This is a genomic window from Serpentinimonas sp. SMBJO2 (assembly GCF_056341105.1).
The window spans coordinates 2,152,394-2,178,925 of the sequence record NZ_CP150628.1; the positions used below are offsets into that span (position 1 = coordinate 2,152,394).

The following is a 26,532-nucleotide window of genomic DNA, read 5'->3' on the forward strand; positions in this document are numbered from 1 at the left end:
CCCCGAAGCGTCAGTCTAGGGTGCGGCAAGGTAAGCGCGGGATTATAACCCGCTTCGCACCTGCTCCACAAGGTCTTGCACGCGCTGCGGCGGCCGCCTGGTGACCAGACTCACGGCGACCATGACCGCAAAGCCCACCGGCACCCCAAACACCCCGGCCGAAATCGGCTCGATCCCCCACCACAAGACCACTGGCGCATCGACGCCAAAGACCGAGCGCAGCCACGGCTGGGTGGTGATCATGTAGTACAGCGTGATGCCCAGACCGCTGAGCATGCCGAGCACGGCCGCGCTGCCGGTGGTGCGCTTCCAGAAGATGCCCAGCACCAGCGCCGGGAAAAACGCGGCACCGGCAATCGAAAACGCCGCCGACACCATGAACAGGATGTCGGCCGGTTTTTGCGCCGCCACGTAGGCCGCCGCCAGCGCCACCACCAGCAGCACCACCTTGGACACCGTGACCCGGCGCGCGGTGGCGGCGTGCGGGTCGATCATCTTGTAGTACAGGTCGTGGCTGAGCGCGTTGGCCATGGTCAGCAGCAGCCCGTCGGCGGTGGACAGCGCCGCCGCCAGTCCGCCAGCGGCCACCAGCGCCGCGATCACGTAGGGCAGGCCGGCGATCTCGGGCGCAGCCAGCACGATGATGTCGGAGCCAATGCTGATTTCGTTGAGCTGCAGCAGGCCGTCGAGGTTCACGTCGCTCACGCGCAGCAGCTCGGCATCGATGCGGCTCCATTCCGCCACCCAGTCGGGCAGCCGGTCGAAGGGGGTGCCGACCAGCACGTGAAAGACCTCAAACTTGACCATCACCGCCAGCGCCGGCGCGCTCAGGTAGAGCAGCCCGATGAACAGCAGCGACCAGGCCACCGATTGGCGCGCCGCCCGGGCGTCGGGCACGGTGTAGTAGCGCATCAGGATGTGCGGCAAGGCGGCGGTGCCGACCACGAGGCAAAACACCAGCGCCAGAAAATTGAGCCGCGATTCGTGAAAGGCCTGCTGCTCGGCCGGGCTGCCGTGCGGGTCGCCGGCAAAAGCCTGCGCGTGCGGCAACATGCCGCCCAGCGGCAGCGATTTTTGCTGCGCCTCGGCAAGCTGCTGCTCCCACAGCAGGCGCGCGCTGTGCGGGTCTCGCGGCAGCGCCGCCAGATCCTGCTCGGCCTGGGCGATGACCGAAGGCGATGCATTGGCCGCGCGCAGCACCTGCACGCGTTCACGGGCCAGCACGCGCAGGCGCTCGAGCGCCGCTTGCGGGTCTTGCAGCCGCTCTTGCAGCAACAAGGCGCGCTGCTGGTAGATGGCCCGCACTTGCAGCTCGGCCGGGTCGCGCATCAGCTCTTGCTCGCGCTCGCTGATTTGCTGCAGCTGCTGCCCATAGACCAGCTGCGGCAGCGGCGAGCCGGTCTGCTGCACCGACAGCCACACCACCGGCACCATGTAGGCGATGATCAGCACGATGTACTGCGCCACCTGGGTCCAGGTGACGGCGCGCATGCCGCCCAGAAAAGAACAGACCAGGATCCCGCCCAGCCCCAGGAACACGCCGACCTCGAAGGCAACCCCGGTCAGGCGCGCCGTGATCAGCCCGACACCGTAGATTTGCGCCACGATATAGACAAAAGAGCACAAAATGGCGGCAGCAATGCCCAGCAGGCGCGGCAAGTGGCCGCCGTAGCGCTCGGCCAGGAAATCGGGGATGGTGAACTGCCCGAAGCGGCGCAGATAGGGCGCCATGAAAAAGGCCACCAGGCAGTAGCCGCCGGTCCAGCCCAGCACGAACGCCAGCCCGCTGTAGCCGTGCATGTACAGGGTGCCGGCCAGGCCGATGAACGAGGCCGCCGACATCCAGTCGGCGCTGGTGGCCATGCCGTTGTACATGGCCGGCACGCGCCGCCCGGCCACGTAATACTCGACCGGATCGACGGTGCGGCTCATGATGCCGATGGCCGCATAGACCACGATGTTGCCGAGCAAAAAGCTCATCCCGATCCAGTGACGCGGCAGCCCCATCTGCTCGAGCAGTGCCAAACACAACACGAACAGCAAAAAAGCCGCGGTGTAGAGCAGAAAAACCTTGTGCAGCTGGCGCTCGAAGCGGCGCACGGGGGCGGGTTTGGGTGCCACGGTCAGTGCCGCCGGGGTTCGATGCGGTCGGGCGGCTCGCTGACCCCATGCCGCTCATCGAGCCGGTTGGTGGCCCAGGCGTAAAGCGCGATCAACAGGCCATAGACCACGATCGCGCCTTGCGCCGCGACCCAAAAGCCAAAGGGCCAACCAAAAAAATGGAAATCCAACTCGCGCGCGTAAAAACTGGCCCCGAAGGTCACGCCCAGCCAGAGCAGCAGCAGCAGCAGCGTGAGCCGCTGGATGCGGCGCCAGTACAGGGGCCGGTCGCGCATCAGACCCCCTCCTGCGTGGCACGTGCGCCTGGGTGCGGCGCCACGGCGGGCGCTGGCTGTCCGCTGGGCTGCGCTCGGGCCTGCGCGGCCCCCTGCAATTCGCGCTGCAAGGCGGCCGCCACCCGGGGTTCGAAGCCGCGCAGGTGCGCGATCAGGGCCTGCGCCTGTTCGGGCCGCCCCAGCCGCTGCTGCAGCCGCGCCATGGCCGCGTGGGCATGCGGGCTCCACGGCTGCAGCGCAGCGTTGCGCTGATAGGCCTGCACGGCCGCTTCGAGCTGCCCCAGGCGCTCGAGGCAGCGCGCCAGGCCAAACCAAGCCAGATCGAGCTGCGGCGCCAGCTCGGTGGCGCGCTCGAACGCCTGCCGCGCCGCCTCGTCTTGCCGCACCTGCTCGAGCAAGAAGCCATGGTTGAAATGGGCTTGGGCACACAGGGGCCGCTGGAGCAGGCAACGCCGCTGCCAGCGCAGCGCCGCCTTGGGCTGGCCGCTGCGGGCGCGGCTGTAGGCCAGCGCGGCCAGCGCGGCGGCGTCGTGCCGGCGCTGGCGCCAGATGCGCCACCACACCCACGCACCCAGGCGCTGCCCGCCCAGCAACGTGGCCACCCCGGCCAGGGCCGGCCCCAGCCCCTGCCACCAAGGGCCCGCAGGCTGTGCGCCCTTCAGCGGCATTGCTCCATCCCCACTTCCAGACAGACCTGGAGCTTGAGCCAAGTGGCCGCCAGCCACAGCCCCAGCAGCAGGCAAAAAGCCAACAGCGGCCAGTGCTCGCGCAGCACCCAGCGCGGCGCCAGCCACCCGGCTGCGGTCACGAACGGACGACACAGGGTGTCGAGCAGCCACAGAAACAGGTTGGATTCGAGCGCCTGCGGCGCCAGACGGCGCAACCACGCCGCCAGCAACCAGCGCCCGAGCAGCGCCAGCAAGGCCAACTCGGCGATCAGTTTGAGGGCAGAGGCGAGCAGCAACATGGGGCGCAACTGTGGCTGACTGAATGGCGGGCTGATTGCCTTGGCGGCGCTGCAACTGGGGCCGACCCTGGGCGATGTGCGCACCCACGGCTGCAGACCGGGACGCCAAGCCTGGCCCTGCTCAGGCGGCCGGTCAAATGCCGCCCTTGACCAAGCGCAGCACCTCGCCTGCGTTCAGGGTGCGCGCCCGCGCTTGCATCTCGGGCAGGTGCTGTTGCTGCAGGTTTTTGGCCGGCCCCAGCAAGCCCTGAAAGGTCTGGCGCAGCACGTCGGTGGACATGACGCGCCCGCCGGCGTAGTAGCGCTTGGCCAACTGGCCCAGCGCATAGGTGGTGGCAAACGAGAACGCCACCCCGGTGGCGCGCCCGGCCAAGCCCCCCGCCATGCGCCCTGCCGCCTTGCCCACCAAGCCGCCGAGCAGGCGGCGGCCAAACTGCTCCAGGTACTGCGAGCCCAGCCCGACCCCGGCGGCGGCGATGAATTCGCGGATGTGCCCCTGATCCAGCGCCACCCCATGCGCCTTGCCGATGCGATAGACCATCTTGATCTGCAGCGGAATGATCGCCACCGTGGCCCACGACTGCGGCAGCAACTCCAGCGCGCCGTTGAGGATGGCGTAATTCAGGATCATCCTGTCCAGCTCCGGGGGGCTGGCGGCCGGGGCAGCGGCAGGCGCACGCTCGTCGGCTTGCAGCACCTCATCGGCATAGGCGGCCGCGGCCACCGAATGCGTTTGCCGCTCCAGTTGCTCGAGCTCCTGCGCTGCGGCGCCGCCCGTCAGCCCCAGCTCGGCGCGCAGTTGCGACAAGAAGGCTTGCTCGGCCGTGCTGGCCACGCCGTCGGCATCGCACACCGCCAGCGCCCACTCATAAGCCAGCTGGCGCTGCTCGGCGTCTTCGAGCTGCGCCACCGCCTGCGCCAGCGTGACGCGCTTGAGCAGCGCGTCCTGCAACGCCAGCGCCAGGTGCGCGCCACCGGCGTCGGCGTCGAGCTGCTGCGCCAACTCGCGGATGAACTGGCGTTCGCTGTCGGCCTTTTGGCCATCGGCCATGGCGGCCTGCACCAAAATGGTGAGCAGGGCGCGTTGGGGTTGCGGGTTCATGGGCGGCTCCAGATGCGGCTGTAAGTGCAGCGATTATCGGCCCTGAATCCGCCCCAGGTCCGGCCTGCGGGCGCGGCTCGCACTACACTTGGCAGCCATGACGCGCTCACAAATCAACCATTGCCGCCACTGTGGCAGCGCCGTGGAGCACCGCCTGCCCGACGACGGCGACAGCCGGGTGCGCGCCATCTGCCCGGCCTGCGGCACCGTGCACTACGAAAACCCGCTCAACGTCGTCGGCACGGTGCCGGTCTGGGGCGCCCAGGGCGAGCAGGTGCTTTTGTGTCTGCGCAACATCGAGCCGCGGCGCGGCAAGTGGACGCTGCCGGCCGGCTTCATGGAGCTGGGCGAGAGCACGGCGGCCGGCGCGGTGCGCGAAACGGTCGAAGAGGCCGGGGCACAGATCGAGCTGCAGGGGCTGTTCACCGTGCTCAGCGTGGTGCGCGTCGGGCAGGTGCACCTGTACTACCGCGCCCGGCTGCTGAGCGACCGCTTTGCGCCCGGCTACGAAACCGTGGAAGCGCGGCTGTTCCACGAGCATGAAATCCCCTGGGACGAGCTGGCGTTTCGCACCGTCAAGGTGACGCTGGAGCACTACTTCGAAGACCGGCGCCGGGGCCAGTTCGAGGTGCACAACGGCGAGCTGAGCTAGGGCTCTGGCGTAGGGCTCTGCCGCCAGGCGCGCCCAACCCCGCGCTCAGGCAAACAAACGCCGCGCCAGCACCGATCCGGGCGCCAGTTCGCGCGCCTGCAGGGCCTCGCACAGCGCCTCGAGTTCGGCCCCGATCTGGTCCATCGCGTCGCTGTGCAGCGGCGTGCCGGCGCCGTCGCAGACCACGCCTTCCATGCTCTGTGCCAGCTGCTGCACCGTCTGGCGCAGCCGCACATAAGGGCGCTCGCTGCGTGCCACGTGTGGCACATCGAGCGTGACGCCAAACTGGTTGAGCACCGCTTGCTCGGGGTTGTCGGCCAAGGCGGCCTGGGTCTCGTACTGCAACACCAGCACCGCCGCCGCGCCGCTGGCTTGCGCCGGCAGCACCATGCGGCCCGGCAGCGCTCCGGCCACAAAACCGGCCCGCGCCGCGTGCTGCGCCAGGTAGCCCGTGCTCCAGGCGGCACGCTGGGCGCGCACATAAAACGACAACTGCGCATCGTGGGCCAGCGCAAACTGGTCGAGCGCACGCGCGCGCGCCACCTCGTGCATCATGTCCGGGTATTCGGGGCGCAGCTGCAGGCTGTCGGCCAGCTCGTCGAGGCGCTGGATGAATTGCGAAAAACCGATCTCGTTGAGCGCACCGGCCCGATTCACCAGCTGGATGCCGGCGCGCAAGCTCTGGTAGCGCTCGCCCGCACGCGGCAGCTCCCACTGCTGCGTCTGCAGGTTTTGCGCCTCGACATAGAACGGCTTGCCGTCGATGCGCCGGCTGGTGGGCAGTGCCGCCAGCACGGCATCACCCGACAGCAGCTGGTCGCTGTGCAGCAAGGCGATGGCGTCGATGCGCTGGTCGAGCACCTGCTGCGCCTGCACCGCCTTGGGCAGCTCCGGCACACCCTCGAGGCTGGCGGCGGCCGTGGGCTGTGCCTGCGCAAGCTGGCCCAGCACCGGGTCGAGGCGCGCATCGGGTTCGGCCCCCGGCACAGCGGGTGCCGCAGCGGCGCCTTGGGCGCGGCGCGGGCGCTGGCGCCGGGTGCTCCAGACGTTGTAGAGCAGCAGCGCCAGCAGCAGCGCCAGCCCGAGCAGCAGCAGCCCCCATTGCAGCGGCGTCATGGCTGCGGCTCCGCCAGCAGATGCTGGGCCGATTGCAGATCCACGGCCACGATGCGCGAGACGCCTTGCTCTTGCATCGTGACGCCGACGAGTTGGTGCGCCATTTCCATGGTGATTTTGTTGTGGCTGATGAAAAGAAACTGGGTCTCGAGGCTCATACGAGTCACCAGTTGGGCAAAACGTTCGGTGTTGGCGTCGTCCAGCGGGGCATCGACCTCGTCGAGCAAGCAAAACGGCGCCGGGTTGAGTTGAAAAATGGCAAACACCAAGGCGATTGCGGTCAGCGCCTTTTCGCCGCCCGACAGCAGGTGGATGGTCTGGTTGCGCTTGCCCGGCGGCTGCGCCAGCACCTGCACCCCGGCGTCGAGGATTTCGCCCTCGCTCCACTGCAGCCGCGCTTGCCCGCCGCCAAACAATTCGGGGAATATACGCCCAAATTGCTGATTCACCGACGCGAAGGTCTGGCCCAGCAGGGCGCGGGTCTGGCCGTCGATGGTGCGGATGGCCTCCTCGAGGGTGGCGATGGCCTGCTGCAAATCGCGGCTTTGTTCGCTCAGGAACTGCCCGCGCTGCTGCGCCACGGCCAGCTCCTGCAGCGCCGCCAGGTTCACGTCGCCCAAGGCTTCGAGCTCGCGCTGGCCGCGCTGCACCTGCGCCGGCAAGGTGGCCAGCTGCGCGCCCTCGGCGGCCACGCTGCGGGCCAGCGCCTGCAGCTGCTGCGGCTCGACCACGCCGGCCTCCTCGAGGCTCTGGCGCTGCTGCAGCTGCACCAGCTGCGCCGCCTGCAGGCGCAACTGCAGCTCGCCCAGGCGCGTGCGCAAGGGTTCGAGCGCGTGCTCGAGCCGCAGGCGGCGCGCGTCGCTGGCGCGCAGCTCGGCGCTCAAATGGTCGTGGGCGCTGCGCTGCGCCCCGAGCTCCTGCTCGCGCTCGTGCTTGAGCGCCAGCGCCGCTTGCAGGGCCGCCTGGGTGGCGGTGTCGCACAGGGCCTCGAGTTCGGCCAGTATCTGCTGCATTTGCTCGGCCAGTTCGGCGCTGTGCTGCTGCCCGGCGGCCTGGTTGCGCTGCAGTTCGTCGGCGCGCGCTTGCAGGCTGCGCTGGGCAAAGTCGGCCTCTTGCGCCTGGCGCTCGAGCGCCCTCGCTTGGGTGCTGGCCTGCTGCAGCGCCTGCTCGGCCTGCCCCTGCTCGCGCTCGGCCTGCTGCAGCGCCTGCTGCTGCGCTTGCAGCTCGCTTTGCAGCCGCTGCTGCTGCGCTTGCAGCTGCTGCTGTTGCGCCTGCAGCTGCTGCAGGTGCTGCGCGGCTTCGGCTTGCTCCTGCGCCAATTGGGCGGCGCGCTGCTGGCGGTGCGCGGCTTGCTGGCTCAGGCGCAGCAGCTCGACCTGCAGCGCATGGGCTTGCGTCTGGGCGCCGTGGGCCACGGCGCGGCTTTGCTGCAAGGCCGCGCTGGCTTGGGCGCACGCGGCTTCGGCCTGCGCCTGCGCCAGCCGCGCTTGCTCGGCCTGGCCTTGCAGCTCGAGCAACTGCTGCTGCAGCTGCTCGATCTCCTGCGCGCGCACCAGCCAGCCCGACTGCTCGGGCGCCGCGGCATAAAAACCGAGGTGCTGCGCGCCCACGCAGTGCCCCTGCGGCGTGTAGATGAGCTCGGCGCGGCCCAGCGCGGCGCGCGCCGCCAGCGCCTCGGGCAGGCTGGCGGCGGCGTAACAAGGGCTTAGCCAGCGCGCCAGCAAGGCCTGCAAGGCCGGCTCGGGGCAGCGCAGGTGCTGCACCAGCGGCGGCAAAGGGGGCGCGCCCGGCCCCGGGCCCGCAGCGCCCTGCTCTGCGTCTGCAGCGCGCTCCTCGAGCGCATACAGCACCAGCGCCCCCGGTGGCGCCGCCTCGGCCCAGGCCTCCAGCTCGGGCAGCTCCAGCGCCTGCAGCCGCTCGCGCAAGGCGGCCTCGATCGCCGTGGCCCAGCCGGCCGCCGGCTGCACCCGCTGCCACAGCGGCGCGCGCCCCTGCAAGCCTTGCCGCTCCAGCCATTGCGGCAGCTGGCCGGCCTGCTGCTGCCGGGTCTGCAAGGCCTGCAAGGCGTCGTGCCGGGCTTGACACTGGGCCAGCGCCTGGGCCTGCACCTGCGCCTGCTGCTGGCACCGGCTGCGGCGCTGCTCGCACTGGGCCTGCTCGAGCTGCAACCGCTGCACCGCCTCCTGCGCCTGGGCGTGGCGCTGCTGCGCGCGTTCAAACTCGGCCTGCAAGCCCGCCAGCCGCGCCTCGTCGCTGGCCTGCGCCGCCAGCGCCTGGGCTTGGCCGTGCAGGCGCTGCGCCCGCTGCTGCCACTGCTGGCGCTGCTGCTCGAGGGCGCGCTGTTGCGCCCCCAGCACGCCCAGCGCCTGCTGGCTCTCGGCCAGCACACGGCGACAGCGCTGCAGCCCCTGCTGCGCTGCCTGCAGCTGGGCCTGGGCAGCGGGCAGCGCAGCGGCTTGCTGCTGGCACTGCGCCGCCAGCGCCGCCGCCTGCAGGGCCGCGGCTTGCTGTTGCTGACCCAGGTGCTCGCGCTCGTCGGCGGCGGCGCGGGCGCGCTCGTCCCACTGCGCACGCTGCTGCTGCAGCTGCTGCAGGCGCTGCTGCAAGCGCTGGCGCTGGTCGCGCACGTGGCGGATCTCGGTCTCGAGCCGCGCCACCTCGGCGGCGGCGGCGTACAGCGCCCCTTGGGCCTGGTTGAGCGCCTCGCCGGCGGCGTAGTGCGCCTGCCGCGCCGCCTCCAGTTCGGCCTCCAGCTTGCGCAAGGCCGCCGTGTGCTCATCGAGCTCGAGCTGCACCTGCTGCCCCTGGGTCTGCGCCTGGGCCGCGTCGGCCTCGGCCTGGCAATGCTTCAGCCAGCTCAGTTGCTGCTGGCCGCGCTGCACCCGGCTTTGCAGATCGCGGTAGCGCTGCGCCAGCGCGGCCTGCTGCTCCAGCTTGCTGCGCTGCTGGTCGAGCTCGGTCAGAATGTCTTGCACCCGGCTCAGGTGGGTGCGCGCATCGAGCAGCCGCGCGGCGGTCTCGCGGCGGCGCTCTTTGTATTTGGACACCCCGCCCGCTTCCTCGAGAAACAAGCGCAAGTCTTCGGGGCGGCTCTCGATGATGCGGCCGATGGTGCCTTGGCCGATGATGGCGTAGGCGCGCGGCCCCAGCCCGGTGCCCAAAAACAGATCGTGCACGTCGCGCCGGCGCACCGGCTGCTGGTTGATGTGGTAGCTGCTGGTGCCATCGCGCGTGAGCACCCGGCGCACCGACAGCTCGGCATAACGGCCCCACGGTCCGGGCACGCGCTGGCTGGCGTTGTCAAACACCAGTTCCACGCTGGCGCGGCTGGCGGGCTTGCGCTGCGCGCTGCCGTTGAAGATCACGTCCTGCATCGACTCGCCGCGCAGCTCGCTGGCCTTGCTCTCGCCCAGCACCCAGCGCACGGCGTCCATGAGGTTGGATTTGCCGCAACCATTGGGGCCGACCACCCCCACCAGCTGGCCCGGCAGGCCAAAGGTGGTGGCTTCGGCAAAGGACTTGAAGCCCGACAACTTGATGGTCTGTAGGCGCACGCTCGCTGCTTCGCTGGATACCCGATACGGCCCTGCACGGCCCTGCGCCGCAGTGCCAGGCCATGAAAGAGGGGAGGCGCTAGTTTAAGGCGCGCGCACCGAACCGGGGCCAAACATACAATGCGAGCTTGCATCCGGCCCCTACCGTCCAACCCGGCCCCCGCTTTCGCAACCCACCGCCCGACCATGAGCCCATCCTTGCAAACCCTGATCGACCAAGCCTGGGAACAGCGCGCCCAGCTCAACCCCAGCAACGCCCCGCGCGAGGTGCAAGACGCCGTCGAGCAGGTGCTCGAGCAGCTCAACAGCGGCCAGCTGCGCGTCGCCACCCGCTCGGGTGTGGGCCAGTGGACGGTGCACCAGTGGCTCAAAAAAGCCGTGCTGCTGAGCTTCAGGCTCAACGACAACGCCATCATCCGCGCCGGCGAGCTGGCTTTTTACGACAAGGTACCGACCAAATTCGCCAACTTGAGCCCGCAGGAACTGGCCGCCACGGGCGTGCGCGTGGTGCCGCCGGCGGTGGCGCGGCGCGGCAGCTTCGTCGCCCGCGGCGCCGTGCTCATGCCCAGCTACGTCAACATCGGCGCCTACGTCGATGAGGGCAGCATGGTGGACACCTGGGCCACGGTGGGCTCGTGCGCCCAGATCGGCAAGCACGTGCACCTCTCGGGTGGCGTGGGCATCGGCGGCGTGCTCGAGCCGCTGCAGGCCAACCCGACCATCATCGAGGACAACTGCTTCATCGGCGCGCGCTCCGAGGTGGTCGAGGGCGTGATCGTGGAAGAAAACGCCGTGCTCGGCATGGGCGTCTACATCGGCCAGAGCACGCCGATCTTCAACCGCGCCACGGGCGAGGTCAGCTACGGCCGGGTGCCGGCGGGCTCGGTGGTGGTGAGCGGCAACCTGCCCAAGACCGCCGCCAACGGCGCCCCCTACAGCCTGTACGCGGCGGTGATCGTCAAGCAGGTGGATGCGCAGACGCGCTCCAAGACCAGCATCAACGAGCTGCTGCGCGACTGAAGCGCGCGCGCCGCAGCTCCAGGCATAGTGCAGTGTCTCGCAAATACCTCGACATGAAACCGCGTCTTCTTGCGCCATGCCGCGTTGCAAGCCCTTGCCATATGCACAATATGGCTGCGGGCTTGCGCCTTGCCTGGCGCAAGAATCCATCGGCTTCATCCTGTCAAGCCATTTGCGAGACACTGCACTAGGGCAACGAACACACAACAGGAGGCACACCGATGGGCCCGATGGAAAAAATCCTGCGCCTGATGAGCGAAAAGCGTGCCTCCGACGTCTATTTGTCGGCGGCCTCGCCGGTGCTGATGAAGGTCAACGGCGTCTGCGCCCCGGTCACGCCGCAGCCGCTGCCGGTCGATGGGCCGCTGCAGCTACTGGCCGAAGTGGTGAGTGCCGAGCAACTGCGTGAATTTCACGCCAGCGGCGAGCTCAACATCGCCATTCCGCTGGTGGGGGTTGGGCGTTTTCGCCTCAGCGCCATGAAGCAGCGCGGCAACTGCGCCATGGTGGTGCGCTTCATCAGCAGCGAAATCCCGGCCTTCGAGTCGCTGCAGCTGCCGCCGGTGCTGGCAAAAATGATCATGGCCAAGCGCGGCCTGATGCTGGTGGTCGGCGCCACCGGCTCGGGCAAGAGCACCACCCTGGCCGCCCTGCTGGACCACCGCAACGCCCACAGCAGCGGCCACATCCTGACCATCGAAGACCCGGTCGAGTACCTGTTTCGCAACCAGCAATCGATCGTCAACCAGCGCGAAGTCGGCACCGACACCGCCTCGCTCTACGTCGCGCTCAAGAACGCCCTGCGCCAGGCCCCGGACGTGATCCTGATCGGCGAAATCCGCGACCGCGACACCATGTCGCTGGCCATCGCCTACGCGCAGTCCGGGCACCTGGTGCTGGCCACGCTGCACGCCAACAACAGCTACCAGGCGCTCAACCGCATCCTCAACTTCTTCCCGGTCGAAGTGCGCCCGACCATGCTCAACGACCTGGCCTCGGCGCTCAAGGCGATCGTGTCGCAGCGCTTGCTGCGCACGGTCGATGGCACCCGCGTGCCGGCGGTGGAAGTGATGATCAACTCGCGCCTGATGAGTGAAATGATCGAAAAAGGCAATTTTTTTGGCGTGCGCGAGGCACTGGAAAAATCCATGGCCGAAGAATCGCAAACCTTCGAATCCGACATCGCGCGCCTGATCCTGAGCGGCAAAATCGAACGCCAGGAAGGCTTGGCATACGCCGACTCGCCCACCAACCTGATGTGGCGGCTGCAAAACCAGTCGATTCAATCGCGCACGCCAAACCCCAGCGACCCGCCCGCCGCCTCGCCCCAAACGCCCTCGCCCAGCGGCCCCTCGTTTGCCGACTTCACGCTCGACGGCTAGTGCAACGCCTCGGGCACGGGGCACGAAACCTGCGCAAACCCGCACCCCGCACCGCGTTCTGGCGCCTGGGCGAAAATATCGGCCCGATCGATCGCCACCCGAAAGCCCCGCCTTGAACCGCGTCAACCCCTTGCCTTCCAGCCCCCTGCCCGCCCCTGATTCCAGCGCCCAGGCCACGCCCCACCCCACACTAGCCTTGGCCGAGGCGCTGATCGCGCGCGCCTCCGTCACCCCGGCCGACGCCGGTTGCCTGGAGCTGATCGGCACGCGCCTGGCCGCGCTCGGTTTTGCCTGCGAGCGCCTGGACAGCGGCCCGCCCGATGCGCGCGTGCACAACCTGTGGGCGCTGCGCCAGGTGGCGGGCGACGCGCCGGTGCTGGTCTTTGCCGGCCACACCGACGTGGTGCCGCCTGGGCCGCCGGAGCGCTGGCACAGCCCGCCCTTTGCCCCCAGCGTGCGCGACGGCCGGCTCTACGGCCGCGGCGCCAGCGACATGAAGGCCTCGCTGGCGGCGATGGTGGTGGCGTGCGAGCGTTTTCTGGCCGCGCAGCCGCAAGCGCCGATCAACATCGGCTTCTTGCTCACCAGCGACGAAGAAGGCCCGGCGCGCGACGGCACCGTGGTCGTCTGCCGCGAGCTGCAGCGGCGCGGCCAGCGCCTGGACTGGTGCATCGTCGGCGAACCCACGGCGCAGGCGCGCACCGGCGACACAATCAAGAACGGCCGCCGCGGCAGCCTGAGCGGCCGCTTGAGCGTACACGGCAAGCAGGGCCACATTGCCTACCCGCAGTGGGCACGCAACCCCATTCACATGCTGGCGCCGGCCTTGGCCGAACTGGCCGCCACGCAATGGGACGAAGGCAACGCGCACTTTCCGCCCACCACCTGGCAGTGCAGCAACCTGCACGCCGGCACCGGGGCCAGCAACGTGATACCGGGCACGGCGGTGCTGGACTTCAACTGGCGCTTTGGCACCGCAAGCACGCCCGAGCACCTGCAAGCGCGCTTCGAGCAAGTGCTGGCGCGCCACGGCCTGCAGCCCGAGCGCGACTACACGCTGGCGTGGAGCCTGAGCGGCCTGCCCTTCCTCACCCCCGAGGGCACGCTGCTGCAGGCGCTGCGCCGCGCCGTGCACGCCGTCACCGGGCTGGAGGCGGAGCTTTCCACCAGCGGCGGCACCAGCGACGGGCGCTTCATCGCCCAGGTCTGCCCGCAAGTCGTGGAGCTGGGGCCGCCGAATGCCACCATCCACCAGGTCAACGAGTGCATCGCCCTGGCCGAGCTGGAGCCGCTGACGGCAATTTACGCCCGCGTGCTGGCCGAGCTGGCGCAGGCCGGATCGGGCACCGGCGCTTGACCGCCCCCGATGCGCCTTGGGCCAGCGCGAGCCTTGCACCGCACAATATGAACCGCAACTGACATTCTGTTACGATTATGGGGAGAGTTTGCCCATGGCCTACGCCTTCCAATTGCTAGCCGTGCTAGACTGGCAACATGAACCCCAACCTGCATGTATTTGCGAGCTTTGAAACCAGCGACAACCACGCTGCGGGCACTGATTGCAGCATATCCCCCATTTCTTAGAGGGAAGGGGATAGGGAATGCAAATCAGCAACCAGGGCTTGAACGCCTTCATTCAGGCCGCCCACTTGGCCACCTGGGAGTGGCACATTCCGTCCGGGCGCTTGCGCGTCAATGAACATTGGGCGGCCCTGCTGGTGCTGAACCCGCAGGAGCCGCAACCTTGCTCGCTTCAAAGCTGGAGCAGCCGCGTGCACCCCGACGATTTGCCGCGTGCGCAGTCCGCCCTCGATGCGCACCTGCGCGGGGAAAGCCAGCGTTACACCTGCGAGCTGCGCCTGCGCCACCAGGCCGGGCATTGGTTCTGGATTCAGGATTACGGCCAGGTGGTGCAGCGCGACCAGAACGCTGCGCCCCTGCTCATGTGCGGCGGCTGGATCGACATCCAGGCGCGCAAGCAAGCCGAAGCGGCGCTGCGCGCCAGCGAAACGCTGCTGGCGCGCTCGCAGCAGATCGCGCACATCGGCTCCTGGCGCTTGGACTTACACAGCTTTGAGCTGGAATGGTCGGACGAGGTCTATCGCATCTTTGGCACCGAGCCGCGCAGCTTTGGCGCCAGTTACCCGGCCTTTCTCAGCTTCGTCCACCCCGACGACCGCGCTGCGCTCGAGGCGGCCTACCAAGCCTCCCTATCCCCAGGCGGCCCGGCCTACGACTTCGTGCACCGCATCGTCCGCGCCGACACCGGCGCGGTGCGGTGGGTACGCGAACAATGCGAGCACGAGCGCGACGCCAGCGGCACGGTGCTGCTGTCGGTGGGCAATATCCAGGACATTACCGAACAAAGGCAAGCCGAGGAGCGCTTGAGGCTCGCAGCCAATGTTTTCGATACCTCGATCGAATCCATCCTCATTACCGACGCCGATGGCCGCATCCTGGAAGCCAACCCCGCCTTCAGCGCCATGACCGGATACACGCTGGACGAAGTGCGCGGGCGCGACCCAGGCCTGCTGGCCTCAGGCTTGCACGACGCTGTTTTTTACCGTCACCTCTGGAAGCAATTGCACGAGCACGGCAGTTGGAGCGGCGAAATCTGGAACCGGCGCAAGAACGGTGAGATGTACCCCGAGTGGAAGGTGATTCAGACGATGCGCGACAGCCAGGGCAATGTCTTGAACTACTGCTCGCACGGCATCGACATGAGCCTGGAACAAGCGCAGAAAAAGCAACTTGAGCGCCTGACCCAGTTCGACGCCCTCACCGGCCTACCAAACCGGCAGCAACTGCATCAGTTGTTGGAAACGGCCATGGCCGACAGCACGCGCACGGGTGCCAACCTGGCCGTGGTCTGCCTGGACCTGGACGACTTCAAAGCCGTCAACGAAGCACACGGACCTGTCATGGGGGACCGCTTGTTGATGGCTTTTGCCCAACGCCTCAAGGCCACTTTGCGCCCGGGCAATGTGCTGGCGCGCCTGGGAGGCGACGAGTTCGTGCTCGTGCTAGGCTCTCTCAGCGAGCGCGCCGCCGTGCGCCAGCCCCTGGAGCGCTTGCTCAACGCATGCAGCTGCAGTGTGTCCGAGCTGGGCACTGAAGTGGCGCTGACGGCCAGCTACGGCGTTACCTTCTACCCGCAAGCGCTGGCGGTGGACGCCGACCAGTTGCTGCGCCAGGCGCAGCAGGCGCTGTTCGAAGCCAAACAAGGTGGCAAGAACCGGGCCCAGATGTTTGACGCCGAGCAAGACCAGGCGCTGCGCCAGCGCAACCTCACGCTGGAGCGCCTCAAGCTGGCGCTGCAGCGGGGCGAGTTCGTGCTCCATTACCAGCCCAAGGTGCATTTGCGCAGCGGCGCCGTGCTCGGCGTGGAAGCGCTGGTGCGCTGGCAGCACCCGGAGCGCGGTCTGCTGCCGCCGGGCGTGTTCTTGCCCGCGCTCGAAGGCCAGGGCCTGATGGTCGAACTCGGGCATTGGGTCATCGACGCGGCGCTGGCGCAAATCGAATGCTGGCGCGCCGCTGGCCTGCACCTGCCGGTGAGCGTCAACGTGGACGCGCTGCAACTGGCGCAGAGCGACTTTGTGGCGCGCCTTCAAGCCGCGCTCGATCGCCACCCCAGCGTGCCGCCGTCCGACCTGGAGATCGAAATCCTTGAAACCAGCGCCCTGGGCGATTTGCGCCAGGTGTGCGCGCTGCTGCGCGCCTGCCAGGACCTGGGCGTGCAGGCCTCGCTCGACGACTTTGGCACCGGCTACTCGTCGCTGACGCACTTCAAGCACCTGCCGGTGCAGACGATCAAGATCGACCAGAGCTTTGTGCGCGACCTGCTAGACAACGCCGACAATGTGCCGATTTTGCGCAGCGTGCTCGACTTGGCCGCCGCCTTTGGCCGCCTGGCCATCGCCGAAGGCGTGGAGACGCTGGCGCACGGCGAGCTGCTGCTGCGCCTGGGCTGCGAACACGGCCAAGGCTACGCGATTGCCAAACCCATGCCAGCGCGCCAGGTGCGGGATTGGGTGGCACAATGGCAAGCCCCAGCGGCCTGGGCCAGCGCCCCAGGCCAGAGCGCGGCCAACTGAAGCGCCGTTAGCATTCTGCTACCATCGTGGGCAAAGATTGGCCCATGAACCTTAGCTGCCCCGTACCCGCCCCCTTGCCTGCCGACGAAGCCGAGCGGCTTCAGGCCTTGCGTGCGCTCGGCATCCTCGACTCTGCCGCCGAGGAGCGTTTCAACCGCCTGACGCGGCTGGCGCAGCAGTTGTTCGACGTCCCCGTTGCGCTGGTGTCGCTGGTCGATGCCGAACGCCAGTGGTTCAAGGCACGCCTGGGCGTGGTTGAGTGCGAAACCGGGCGCGACATCTCTTTTTGCGGCCACGCCATACTCGGGCGCGAAATCCTCGAAGTGCCCGACGCCACGCTGGACGCCCGTTTTGCCCACAACCCGCTGGTCACGGGCGCGCTCAACCGCATCCGCTTCTACGCTGGCGCGCCGCTGTTCAGCGACGACGGCTACTGCGTCGGCGTGTTCTGCATCAAGGACTTGCGCCCACGCCAGCTCAGCCCGCAGCAGCGACAATCATTGCGCGACTTGGCCGACTGCGCGCAAAACGAACTGCTGGCCTTGCGCCGCCAGTTGACCGAAGCCGCCGACCTGACGCTGCCGCTGCTGAACACGAACGACCGGCGCTCGGGCTTTACCTCCTTGCTGGAACGCCTGTTGCACTTGAGCGACAGCGCGTTTGGCTTCATCGGCGAAGTGCTGCACGACGAGGGCGCGCCCTACCTCAAGATTTACGCCATCAGCGACATTGCCTGGGACGATGCCAGCCGCGCCCTGTACGCGCGCGAGGCGGCGCAGGGTTTCGAGTTCCGCCGCCTCGATACCTTGTTTGGTGCCGCCATCACCAGCGGCCAGGTGGTGCTGAGCAACGACCCGGCGCACGACCCGCGCCGCGGCGGCCTGCCGCCTGGGCACCCGGAATTGACGGCTTTTCTGGGCATACCGCTCTACCAGGGCAGCGAAATGGTCGGGCTGGTGGGGCTGGGGAACCGGCCCGGCGGCTACGCCCATGCCTTGATCGACTTCCTGCAGCCGCTGCTGGACCGCGTCGGGCTCTGGATCGGGGCCAGCCGCAATGCCGAGCGCCTGCGCGCCAGCGAGCGCCAGTTGGCCGACCTGGAACGCATTGCGCACATCGGTTGCTGGTATCTGGATCCGCGCAAGAACCGGCTGCGCTGGAGCGCCGAGCTGTGCCGGATTTTTGGCATAGCCCCGGAAGGTTTCGCTGGCACCCTTGAAGCCTTTCTGGCCATCGTACACCCGGATGACAGACAGGGCGTGGACAGCGCTTACAGTGCATCGCTGCTGAGCGACCAGACCCAGTTTCAATTCAGTTACCGCATCGTGCGCCCTAGCGACGGCGCCGTGCGCTACATCTACGAGCAGTGCCAACACGAGCGCGATGCCAGCGGGCAGGTGGTCGCGTCGGTCGGCACGGCGCAAGACGTGACCGAACGCCGACAGGCCGAGCAGGCCTTGCGCCGCGCCGCCAGCGTGTTCGAGCACTCGAACGACGCCATCGTGATCACCGACGCGCGCGGCACCATCATCGACGTCAACGCCGCGCTGTGTCGCAGCACAGGCTACGAGCGCGCCGAACTGCTGGGGCAAAACCCGCGCATCTGGGCCTCGGGCCGACACGATGCCGATTTTTACCGCCAGATGTGGCTGGCGTTGCGCGAGCAAGGCCTGTGGCGCGGCGAACTCTGGAACCGGCGCAAGTGCGGCGAGGTGTACCCGGCGCTGGTCACCATCAGCCCGGTACGCGGTGCCGACGGCCAGTTGCAGGGCTACACCGGCATCGCCACCGACTTGAGCGCCCTGCGCGAGCAGCAGCGCCAGGTCGAGCGCCTGAGCCAGTACGACGCCCTCACCGGCTTACCGAACCGCCACCTGCTGGCCGACCGGCTCAGCCAGGCCATGGCCCTGGCGCGCCAGCAGCAGCAAGGGCTGGCGCTGGTCTACTGCGACCTGGACGGCTTCAAGGCCCTCAACGACGCGCTCGGCAACGAGGCTGGCGACCGCCTGCTGATTGCACTGGCACACCGCCTGCAGCAGGTGCTGCGCGTGGGCGACACGCTCTCGCGCCTGGGCGGCGACGAGTTCGTGGCCGTGCTCGCGGGCCTGCCCGACGCCGCTGCCGCCACGCCCATCTTGCAGGCCATGCTGGCGGCTGCGCGCAGTTGCGCCACCGACCCCGCCCTGCCCCTGAGCGCCAGCCTGGGCGTGAGCTTCTACCCGCAGCCCGATGCCGTGGACGCCGACCAACTGCTGCGCCAGGCGGATCAGGCCATGTTCCAGGCCAAGCAAAGCGGCAAGAACCGCTACCACGTCTTTGATGCCGAGGGCGACCGCGACCTGCGCAGCCGCCACGCCGAACTCGAAGCCATCGCGCTGGCGCTGCACCAGGGCGAGTTCGTGCTGCACTACCAGCCCAAGGTGAACCTGTGCAATGGCGCGGTGCTTGGGCTCGAAGCGCTGGTGCGCTGGCAACACCCGCAGCGCGGCCTGCTGGCACCCTACGCCTTTTTGCCCGCGCTGGAGCAGCAGCCGCTGATGGTGGCGCTGGGCGACTGGGTGATCGACGCCGCGCTGGCGCAAATGGCGGCTTGGCGCCAACAAGGCTTGGCTCTGGAGGTGAGCGTCAACGTCGACGCGCTGCAACTCGCGCAAGCCGACTTCACGCCCAAACTGCGCGCTGCCTTGCAACGCCACCCGCAATTGCCACCGCAGTCGCTCACGCTCGAGGTGCTGGAAACCAGCGCCCTGGGCGACTTGGCCACCGTCACCGACTTGCTGCACCAGTGCCACGAGCTGGGCGTGCTGACCTCGCTCGACGACTTTGGCACCGGCTATTCGTCGCTCACCTACCTCAAGCACCTGCCGACGCAGGAATTGAAAATCGACCAGAGCTTCGTGCGCGGCCTGCTCGACGACCCGGTGGACCTGGCAATTCTGCAAGGCGTGTTCAGCCTGGCGCAGGCGCTCAAGCGGCGCGTGGTGGCCGAAGGCGTCGAGACCGAGGCGCACGGCGAACTGCTGCTGCGCCTGGGCTGCGCCTATGGCCAAGGCTACGCCATTGCCAAACCCATGGCGGCCGAGCGCGTGCCCGACTGGGTGGCACAATGGCGGCCGCCAGCGGCATGGGCCGCTGCCGCCACGTCTTGCGTATGCCCACCACCCTGAACGACCTGCTGCAGCAGGCGCACACGCGCCTGCAGGGCGCAGCCCTGAGCTACGGCCACGGCACCCAGAACGCGCGCGACGAAGCCGCCTGGCTGCTGCTCTGGCGCCTGGGCTTGCCGCTCGACACCGACCTCGAGGCCGAAGGCGCGCGCCCGGTATCCGACACCGAAGCCGCCGCCGTGCGGGAGCTGATCGAGCGCCGCATTGCCACGCGCCAGCCTGCGGCTTACCTGACTGGCGAGGCCTGGCTGCACGGCATGGCTTTCGATGCCGACGCGCGCGCCATCGTGCCGCGCAGCTTCATCGCCGAGCTGCTGGTGGCGCACCCTGCGGCCGACTGCCTCGACGACTGGCTGGGCGTGCACACGCAGCGCGTGCTCGATATGTGCACCGGCAACGGCAGCCTGGCGGTGCTGGCGGCGCTGGCCTGGCCCGAAGTGACGCTCGATGGCAGCGACATCAGCGCGCCGGCGCTGCAACTGGCGCAGCGCAACCTGGAGCGCCACGGCCTGCAGCAGCGCGTGCGCCTGCTGCAAAGCGACGGCTGGAGCGGCATCGCCGACCGCTACGACCTGATTCTGTGCAACCCGCCCTATGTCAGCCGCGCCGCCATGCAGGCGCTGCCACCAGAATACCGGGCCGAGCCGGCGCTGGCGCTCGACGGCGGCCACCTGGGCAGCGCCGACGGCATGGACTTCGTGCGCCACCTGCTCGCGCACGCGCTGGAACACCTCGAGCCCGAGGGCGTGCTGGTGCTGGAGATTGGGCACGAACGCGCCCACTTCGAGCGCGCCTTCCCTGGCCTGTGCGTGCAGTGGCTGCGCACCTCGGCCTGGCCGCTGACGCCGGTGCTGCTGCTCACGCACGAAGCGCTGGACGGCTGGCAAGCCGCAACCCCGGCCGCGTGCGGCGGGCCCCCACCATGATCACCCTGCGACAGATCACGCTGCGCCGCGGCCCCAAGGTGGTGCTCGATGGCGCCAGCGCGGTGCTCAACCCGGGCGAAAAAATCGGCCTCGTGGGGCGCAACGGCGCCGGCAAATCGAGCCTGTTTGCGCTGCTGCAGGGCCAGCTGCACGAAGACAGCGGCGAGCTGCAACTGCCACGCCACTGGCGCAGCGCCGCCGTGGCCCAGGACATGCCCGAAACCGAGCAGGACGCGACCGCCTTCGTCATCGACGGCGACACCCGGCTCGCCGCCGCCCGCGCCGCGCTCGCCGCCGCCGAGGCCAGCGGCGACGGCCTGGCGCTGGCCGAAGCGCACAGCGCCTGTCTCGATGCCGGCAGCCACGACGCGCACGCACGCGCCCAGGCGCTGCTGCTGGGCCTGGGCTTCGAGGTGCCACAACTCGAGCGCCCAGTCAATAGCTTTTCGGGCGGCTGGCGCATGCGGCTGCAGCTGGCGCGGGCGCTCATCTGCCCCAGCGACCTGCTGCTGCTCGACGAACCCACCAACCACCTCGACCTCGACGCCCTCGTCTGGCTCGAGAGCTCGCTCAAGCGCTACGCCGGCACGCTGCTGGTCATCAGCCACGACCGCGAGTTCCTCGATGCCGTCACCGGCGTCACGCTGCACCTCGAGGCCGGCCAGCTCAAGCGCTATGGCGCCCATTACAGCCGTTTCGAGCTCATGCGCGCCGAGCAGCTCACGCTGCAGCAAAGCAGCTTCGAGCGCCAGCAAGAGCGCATCGCGCACCTGCAACGCTTCATCGACCGCTTCAAGGCCAAAGCGAGCAAGGCGCGGCAGGCGCAAAGCCGCGTCAAGGCCTTGCAGCGCATGGAAAAACTGGCCCCGGTGCTGGCCGAAGCCGAGTTCGACTTCGAATTCGACGACGCCGGCACCCTGCCCAACCCCATGCTCAGCCTGCGCGCAGCCAGCTTTGGCTACCGCCGCCCCGACGGCAGTGCGAGCGCCATCGTGCGCGGCGTCACGCGCTCGGTCATGGCTGGGCAGCGCATCGGCATCCTGGGGGCCAACGGGCAGGGCAAATCGACCTTCATCAAGACCGTGGCGCGCACGCTCGACCTGCTCGACGGCCAGCGCAGCGACGGCAAGGGGCTGCGCATCGGCTACTTTGCGCAGCAAGAGATGGACCTGCTGCGCGCCGACGACACCGCCTTGATGCACATGGTGCGGCTGGCACGCGAGACCGAAGCCGCCGGCGCGCTCGCCGGCCAAGCCACGCGCGAGCAGGATTTGCGCAACTTTCTGGGGCGTTTCCAGTTTGGCGCCGAGCTGGCGCAGCAGCGCGTGGGCAGCCTGAGCGGCGGCGAAAAGGCGCGCCTGGTGCTGTGCCTGATCGTCTGGCAACGGCCCAACCTGCTGCTGCTCGACGAACCCACCAACCACCTCGACCTGAGCACGCGCGAGGCGCTGGCGCTGGCGCTCAACGGCTTTGAGGGCACGGTGCTGCTGGTCAGCCACGACCGCGCCCTGCTGCGCGCCGTCTGCGACGAGTTCTGGCTCGTCAGCCACGGCGGCATCGAAGCCTTCGCCGGCGACCTCGACGACTACCAGCGCCACCTGCTCGAGCAGGCCAAGCTGCGCCGCGAGGCCTTGACCAAACCGGCGCCGGCGCAAAAACCGGCCCGCTCCGACGCCGAGCAGCGCCGCCTCGAGGCGCAGCGCCGCCAGCAGCGCTCCGCGCGCCTGCAGCCGCACAAAAAACAGCGCGAGGCACTGGAGCAGCAACTGGCCCAGTTGCAAGCCGAGCAACAGGCCCTGCAGGCGCAGCTGCAGCGCCCCGACCAGCCCGCCCCCGCGCTCGCCGCCGCCAGCCAGCGCCTGGGCGCCGTGGAGCAAGCCATTGAAGCCGCCGAGGAGCAGTGGCTCGAGGTCGCGCAGCAGATCGAGGCGCTGGAGCAGGGCGCGCTTTTATAATCGGCCTTTCCTTAGCCGCGAGCCCTGACCGGCTCGCCCGCGACATGACCAAATTCGTATTCGTGACCGGCGGTGTGGTGTCCTCACTCGGCAAGGGCATCGCCTCCGCTTCGCTGGCGGCGCTGCTCGAATCGCGCGGCCTCAACGTCACCCTGATCAAGCTCGACCCCTACCTCAACGTCGATCCGGGCACCATGAGCCCGTTTCAGCACGGCGAGGTCTTCGTCACCGAGGACGGGGCCGAAACCGACCTCGACCTTGGCCACTACGAGCGCTTCATCGAAACCCGCATGCGGCGCGCCAACAACTTCACCACCGGCCAGATCTACAAGAGCGTGCTCGAAAAAGAGCGCCGTGGCGACTACCTGGGCAAAACCGTGCAGGTGATCCCGCACGTGACCAACGAAATCCAGGAGTTCGTCAAACGCGGCGCCGGCCTCGGCACGGCGCAGGCGGTGGACGTGGCGATCGTCGAAATCGGCGGCACCGTGGGCGACATCGAATCGCTGCCCTTTCTGGAAGCGGTGCGCCAGATGAGCCTGCGCCTCGGGCCCAATATGTGCGCCTTCGTGCACCTGAGCTACGTGCCCTGGATCGCCGCCGCCGGCGAGCTCAAGACCAAGCCGACCCAGCACACGGTACAAAAGATGCGCGAAATCGGCATCCAGCCCGACGCCCTGCTGTGCCGCGCCGACCGGCCCATCCCCGACGACGAGCGCGAAAAGATCAGCCTCTTTACCAACGTGCCGCTGTGGGGCGTGATCTCGCTGCCCGACCTGCCCAGCATCTACCAGGTGCCGCGCCTGCTGCACGAGCAGGGGCTGGATGGCCTGATCTGCGACAAGCTGCGCCTCAACACCCCGCCGGCGCGGCTGCAGCGTTGGGACGATCTGGTGCACGCGCTGCAACACCCGCAGGGCGCGGTGCGCATCGCCATGGTGGGCAAATACGTCGATCTGTCCGACAGCTACAAATCGCTCAACGAGGCGCTGCGCCACGCCGGCCTGAAAAACCAGGTGCACGTGGAAATCGGCTACATCGACTCCGAAGCGCTCGAACAGCAGGACGTGGCGCAGGTGCTGGGCCCGTTCGACGCCATTTTGGTTCCGGGCGGCTTTGGCAAGCGCGGCACCGAAGGCAAGATCGCCGCCGCCCGCTACGCCCGCGAGCAGCGCGTGCCCTATCTGGGCATCTGCCTCGGCATGCAGGTGGCGACGATCGAGTTTGCGCGCCATGTCGCCGGGCTTGCCGGCGCCAACAGCACCGAGTTCGACCCCGCCACGCCGCACCCCGTGATCGCGCTCATCGACGAGTGGCAAGACGCCGACGGCTCGATCCAGCAGCGCGACGGCAGCAGCGACCTGGGCGGCACCATGCGCCTGGGCACGCAAAGCGCCGACGTGCAACCCGGCACGCTGGCGCATGCCATCTACGGCCCGGTGGTGAGCGAGCGCCACCGCCACCGCTACGAGGCCAACACGCATTACCTCGAGCGCCTGCGCCAGGCCGGGCTGCTGATTTCGGCGCTCACGCAGCGCGAGCAGCTCACCGAAATCGTCGAGCTGCCGGCCGCCGTCCACCCCTGGTTCATGGGCGTGCAGTTTCACCCCGAGTTCAAATCCACCCCTTGGGGCGGGCACCCGCTGTTCAGCGCCTTCATCCGCGCGGCGCTGCAGCAACAACAAGCGCGCAAAGGCTGATCCCCCATGCAACTCTGTGGCTTCGAAGTCGGTCTGCACCGGCCCTTTTTTCTCATCGCCGGGCCCTGCGTGGTCGAAAGCGAAGCGCTGCAACTCGAAGTCGCTGGGCGCCTGAAGGACATCACCAGCGCGCTCGGCATCCCCCTGATCTTCAAGAGCAGCTACGACAAGGCCAACCGCTCCAGCGGCAGCAGCTTTCGCGGCCCAGGGCGCGAGCGCGGGCTCGAGATTCTGGCCCAGGTGCGGCGCGAGCTCGGCCTGCCGGTGCTCACCGACGTGCACACCGAGGCCGAAATCGCCGAGGTCGCGGCGGTGGTCGATGTGCTGCAAACCCCGGCCTTCCTGTGTCGCCAGACCGATTTCATCCGCGCCGTGGCGCAGTCGGGCAAGCCGGTGAACATCAAAAAGGGGCAGTTCCTGGCCCCGCACGACATGCTCAACGTGATCGACAAGGCGCGCGCCGCCGCGCGCGAGGTCGGTCTGCCCACGGACAACTTTTTGGCCTGCGAGCGCGGCGTGAGCTTTGGTTACAACAACCTGGTGAGCGACATGCGCGCACTGGCCATCATGCGCCAGACCGGGGCCCCGGTGGTGTTCGACGCCACCCACAGCGTGCAGTTGCCCGGCGGCCTGGGCCAGTCCAGCGGTGGCCAGCGCGAGATGGTGCCGGTGCTGGCGCGCGCCGCCGTGGCCGTGGGCGTGGCCGGCCTGTTCATGGAAACGCACCCGAACCCGGCCCAAGCCCTGTCCGACGGCCCCAACGCGGTGCCGCTCAAACACATGCCGGCGCTGCTCGAGAGCCTGCTCGAACTCGACCGCGTGACCAAGCGCCACGGCTTTCTCGAAGCCGATTTCAACTCCTGATATTCTGCTGCCCACCATGCCACACGCCTACCTGATCGCCGACGTCACCATCACCAACGAAGAGCAGATGAAAGTCTATCGCGAGTGGAGCACGCGCGCCATGCAAGAGCACGGCGCCGAGGTGCTGGTGCGCGGCGGCCGCATCGAACCCCTCGAGGGCGACTGGCAGCCGCAGCGCATCGTGGTGCTGCGCTTTGCCAGCCTGGCCGCCGCGCGCGCCTACTACGACAGCGCCACCTACACCCAGGCGCGCCAGGCGCGCGCCGGCGCCGGTTCCATCCGCATGATCGCCGTCGAAGGCGTGTGACCCCGTTCAGATTTTTCTCACTTCAAAGGTACACCCCATGAGCGCCATCGTTGACATCGTCGGCCGTGAAATCCTCGACAGCCGCGGCAACCCCACCGTCGAGTGCGACGTGCTGCTGGAAAGCGGCGTCATGGGCCGCGCCGCCGTGCCCTCGGGCGCCTCCACCGGCAGCCGCGAAGCCATCGAGCTGCGCGACGGCGACCCCAAGCGCTACCTCGGCAAGGGCGTGCTCAAAGCCGTCGGCCACATCAACACCGAAATCAGCGAAGCCGTGCTCGGGCTCGACGCCAGCGAGCAAGCCTTTCTCGATCAGGCCCTGATCGACCTCGACGGCACCCCGAACAAGGCGCGCCTGGGCGCCAACGCCACGCTGGCAGTGAGCATGGCGGTGGCGCGCGCCGCGGCCGAAGAAGCCGGCCTGCCGCTGTACCGCTACTTTGGCGGCAGCAGCCGCATGCAGATGCCGGTGCCGATGATGAACGTGGTCAACGGCGGCGCGCACGCCAACAACAACCTCGACCTGCAAGAGCTGATGATCGTGCCCTTGGGCGCACCGAGCTTTCGCGAAGCCCTGCGCTGGGGTGCCGAAGTCTTTCACGCCCTCAAGAAAATCCTGCACGACAAGGGCATGAGCGTGGCCGTGGGCGACGAAGGCGGCTTTGCCCCCAACGTGCCCAGCCACGAAGCGGCGCTGCAGATGATCCTGCAGGCCATCGGCGACGCCGGCTACAGCGCCGGTGAGCAGATCGCGCTCGCGCTCGACTGCGCCGCCAGCGAGTTCTACCGCGACGGCAAATACCACCTCGAGGGCGAAGGGCTGGTGCTGAGCGCCGAGGAATGGACGCACATACTGGCCACCTGGTGCGACAAATACCCGATCATCAGCATCGAAGACGGCATGGCCGAAGGCGACTGGAATGGCTGGAAGCACCTGACCGAGCGCCTGGGCAAAAGCGTGCAGCTGGTGGGCGACGACCTGTTCGTCACCAACACCCAGATCCTGAAACAGGGGATCGAGCAAGGCGTGGCCAACTCGATCCTGATCAAGATCAACCAGATCGGCACCCTGACCGAGACCTTCGAAGCCATCGAGATGGCCAAGCGCGCCGGCTACACGGCGGTCATCAGCCACCGCTCGGGCGAGACCGAAGACTCGACCATCGCCGACATTGCCGTGGGCCTCAACGCCGGCCAGATCAAGACCGGCTCGCTCAGCCGCTCCGACCGCATGGCCAAGTACAACCAGCTGCTGCGCATCGAAGAAGACCTGGGCGACGTGGCGCGCTACCCCGGCCGGGCGGCGTTTTACAACCTGCGTTGAGCCCATAAC

The 26,532-nt window shown here is 68.5% G+C and carries 19 protein-coding genes; 12 read left to right on the forward strand and 7 right to left on the reverse strand.

The features are described 5' to 3' along the window. Positions 1–42: 42 nt before the first annotated feature. From AAAZ40_RS10010 to AAAZ40_RS10030, 5 genes are all read right to left on the reverse strand, one after another. Positions 43–2,121 (reverse strand): VC_2705 family sodium/solute symporter, encoded by a 2,079-nt coding sequence (locus AAAZ40_RS10010; protein WP_476660228.1) that lies wholly within the window; start codon positions 2,119–2,121, stop codon positions 43–45. A 2-nt stretch (positions 2,122–2,123) separates the two neighbouring features. After that, positions 2,124–2,396 carry a DUF4212 domain-containing protein gene (locus AAAZ40_RS10015; RefSeq protein WP_476660229.1) on the reverse strand — a complete coding sequence of 91 codons (273 nt, stop codon included), beginning with the start codon at positions 2,394–2,396 and terminating at the stop codon, positions 2,124–2,126. Beyond that, the gene (locus tag AAAZ40_RS10020) at positions 2,396–3,064 is read right to left on the reverse strand and encodes a tetratricopeptide repeat protein (RefSeq protein WP_476660230.1); all 669 of its coding nucleotides are present in this window, start codon (positions 3,062–3,064) and stop codon (positions 2,396–2,398) included. Before AAAZ40_RS10020 ends, AAAZ40_RS10015 begins: the two co-directional genes overlap by 1 nt. Next, complete coding sequence (locus tag AAAZ40_RS10025; protein ID WP_476660231.1) at positions 3,055–3,363, reverse strand: hypothetical protein; 309 nt, start codon at positions 3,361–3,363, stop codon at positions 3,055–3,057. Before AAAZ40_RS10025 ends, AAAZ40_RS10020 begins: the two co-directional genes overlap by 10 nt. Before the next feature lie 133 nt (positions 3,364–3,496). Next, complete coding sequence (locus AAAZ40_RS10030) at positions 3,497–4,465, reverse strand: YcjF family protein (RefSeq protein ID WP_476660232.1); 969 nt, start codon at positions 4,463–4,465, stop codon at positions 3,497–3,499. Between the two features lie 97 nt (positions 4,466–4,562). Between AAAZ40_RS10030 and AAAZ40_RS10035 the strand changes: the two genes are divergently transcribed. Then, complete coding sequence (locus tag AAAZ40_RS10035; protein ID WP_476660233.1) at positions 4,563–5,117, forward strand: NUDIX hydrolase; 555 nt, start codon at positions 4,563–4,565, stop codon at positions 5,115–5,117. Between the two features lie 45 nt (positions 5,118–5,162). On the opposite strand, the gene AAAZ40_RS10040 is transcribed toward AAAZ40_RS10035, so the two are convergent. After that, complete coding sequence (locus tag AAAZ40_RS10040; RefSeq protein WP_476660234.1) at positions 5,163–6,233, reverse strand: cell division protein FtsZ; 1,071 nt, start codon at positions 6,231–6,233, stop codon at positions 5,163–5,165. Further along, entirely contained in the window at positions 6,230–9,787 is a 3,558-nt protein-coding gene (smc, locus tag AAAZ40_RS10045) for a chromosome segregation protein SMC (RefSeq protein ID WP_476660235.1), read from the reverse strand. Before smc ends, AAAZ40_RS10040 begins: the two co-directional genes overlap by 4 nt. Before the next feature lie 186 nt (positions 9,788–9,973). Between smc and dapD the strand changes: the two genes are divergently transcribed. The 11 genes from dapD (at position 9,974) to eno (ending at position 26,523) form a co-directional block, all read left to right on the forward strand. Then, the gene (gene dapD, locus AAAZ40_RS10050) at positions 9,974–10,807 is read left to right on the forward strand and encodes a 2,3,4,5-tetrahydropyridine-2,6-dicarboxylate N-succinyltransferase (RefSeq protein ID WP_476660236.1); all 834 of its coding nucleotides are present in this window, start codon (positions 9,974–9,976) and stop codon (positions 10,805–10,807) included. 221 nt (positions 10,808–11,028) lie between these two features. Further along, complete coding sequence (locus AAAZ40_RS10055; protein ID WP_476660237.1) at positions 11,029–12,189, forward strand: PilT/PilU family type 4a pilus ATPase; 1,161 nt, start codon at positions 11,029–11,031, stop codon at positions 12,187–12,189. Positions 12,190–12,334: 145 nt separating this feature from the next. Next, a complete protein-coding gene (gene dapE, locus AAAZ40_RS10060) occupies positions 12,335–13,546 on the forward strand; it encodes a succinyl-diaminopimelate desuccinylase (RefSeq protein WP_476661727.1) in 1,212 nt (403 codons plus the stop codon). Between the two features lie 244 nt (positions 13,547–13,790). After that, positions 13,791–16,283, forward strand: a complete 2,493-nt coding sequence (locus AAAZ40_RS10065) for a sensor domain-containing protein (RefSeq protein ID WP_476660238.1) — start codon at positions 13,791–13,793, stop codon at positions 16,281–16,283. Between the two features lie 44 nt (positions 16,284–16,327). Then, a complete protein-coding gene (locus AAAZ40_RS10070) occupies positions 16,328–19,450 on the forward strand; it encodes a bifunctional diguanylate cyclase/phosphodiesterase (RefSeq protein WP_476660239.1) in 3,123 nt (1,040 codons plus the stop codon). Beyond that, positions 19,435–20,376 carry a 50S ribosomal protein L3 N(5)-glutamine methyltransferase gene (prmB, locus tag AAAZ40_RS10075; RefSeq protein WP_476660240.1) on the forward strand — a complete coding sequence of 314 codons (942 nt, stop codon included), beginning with the start codon at positions 19,435–19,437 and terminating at the stop codon, positions 20,374–20,376. Before AAAZ40_RS10070 ends, prmB begins: the two co-directional genes overlap by 16 nt. Further along, entirely contained in the window at positions 20,373–22,331 is a 1,959-nt protein-coding gene (locus AAAZ40_RS10080; protein ID WP_476660241.1) for an ABC-F family ATP-binding cassette domain-containing protein, read from the forward strand. The genes prmB and AAAZ40_RS10080 overlap by 4 nt, the downstream gene beginning before the upstream one ends. 44 nt (positions 22,332–22,375) lie before the next feature. Further along, positions 22,376–24,031: a CTP synthase gene (locus AAAZ40_RS10085; protein ID WP_476660242.1), complete on the forward strand. Its 1,656-nt coding sequence runs from the start codon at positions 22,376–22,378 to the stop codon at positions 24,029–24,031. A gap of 6 nt (positions 24,032–24,037) precedes the next feature. Next, complete coding sequence (kdsA, locus tag AAAZ40_RS10090; protein WP_476660243.1) at positions 24,038–24,895, forward strand: 3-deoxy-8-phosphooctulonate synthase; 858 nt, start codon at positions 24,038–24,040, stop codon at positions 24,893–24,895. A gap of 16 nt (positions 24,896–24,911) precedes the next feature. Beyond that, positions 24,912–25,202 carry a DUF1330 domain-containing protein gene (locus AAAZ40_RS10095; protein ID WP_476660244.1) on the forward strand — a complete coding sequence of 97 codons (291 nt, stop codon included), beginning with the start codon at positions 24,912–24,914 and terminating at the stop codon, positions 25,200–25,202. 37 nt (positions 25,203–25,239) lie between these two features. Next, on the forward strand, positions 25,240–26,523 hold the full coding sequence (eno, locus tag AAAZ40_RS10100; RefSeq protein ID WP_476660245.1) for a phosphopyruvate hydratase: 1,284 nt from the start codon (positions 25,240–25,242) through the stop codon (positions 26,521–26,523). Positions 26,524–26,532: the final 9 nt, after the last annotated feature.

Coding starts and splice junctions, on each gene's coding strand:
- AAAZ40_RS10015 (WP_476660229.1), bottom strand. CDS start 2,396: ATGCGCGACCGGCCCCTGTACTGGCGCCGCATCCAGCGGCTCACGCTG.
- AAAZ40_RS10020 (WP_476660230.1), bottom strand. CDS start 3,064: ATGCCGCTGAAGGGCGCACAGCCTGCGGGCCCTTGGTGGCAGGGGCTG.
- AAAZ40_RS10025 (WP_476660231.1), bottom strand. CDS start 3,363: ATGTTGCTGCTCGCCTCTGCCCTCAAACTGATCGCCGAGTTGGCCTTG.
- AAAZ40_RS10030 (WP_476660232.1), bottom strand. CDS start 4,465: ATGAACCCGCAACCCCAACGCGCCCTGCTCACCATTTTGGTGCAGGCC.
- AAAZ40_RS10035 (WP_476660233.1), top strand. CDS start 4,563: ATGACGCGCTCACAAATCAACCATTGCCGCCACTGTGGCAGCGCCGTG.
- AAAZ40_RS10040 (WP_476660234.1), bottom strand. CDS start 6,233: ATGACGCCGCTGCAATGGGGGCTGCTGCTGCTCGGGCTGGCGCTGCTG.
- dapD (WP_476660236.1), top strand. CDS start 9,974: ATGAGCCCATCCTTGCAAACCCTGATCGACCAAGCCTGGGAACAGCGC.
- AAAZ40_RS10055 (WP_476660237.1), top strand. CDS start 11,029: ATGGGCCCGATGGAAAAAATCCTGCGCCTGATGAGCGAAAAGCGTGCC.
- AAAZ40_RS10065 (WP_476660238.1), top strand. CDS start 13,791: ATGCAAATCAGCAACCAGGGCTTGAACGCCTTCATTCAGGCCGCCCAC.
- AAAZ40_RS10070 (WP_476660239.1), top strand. CDS start 16,328: ATGAACCTTAGCTGCCCCGTACCCGCCCCCTTGCCTGCCGACGAAGCC.
- prmB (WP_476660240.1), top strand. CDS start 19,435: ATGCCCACCACCCTGAACGACCTGCTGCAGCAGGCGCACACGCGCCTG.
- AAAZ40_RS10080 (WP_476660241.1), top strand. CDS start 20,373: ATGATCACCCTGCGACAGATCACGCTGCGCCGCGGCCCCAAGGTGGTG.
- AAAZ40_RS10085 (WP_476660242.1), top strand. CDS start 22,376: ATGACCAAATTCGTATTCGTGACCGGCGGTGTGGTGTCCTCACTCGGC.
- kdsA (WP_476660243.1), top strand. CDS start 24,038: ATGCAACTCTGTGGCTTCGAAGTCGGTCTGCACCGGCCCTTTTTTCTC.
- AAAZ40_RS10095 (WP_476660244.1), top strand. CDS start 24,912: ATGCCACACGCCTACCTGATCGCCGACGTCACCATCACCAACGAAGAG.
- eno (WP_476660245.1), top strand. CDS start 25,240: ATGAGCGCCATCGTTGACATCGTCGGCCGTGAAATCCTCGACAGCCGC.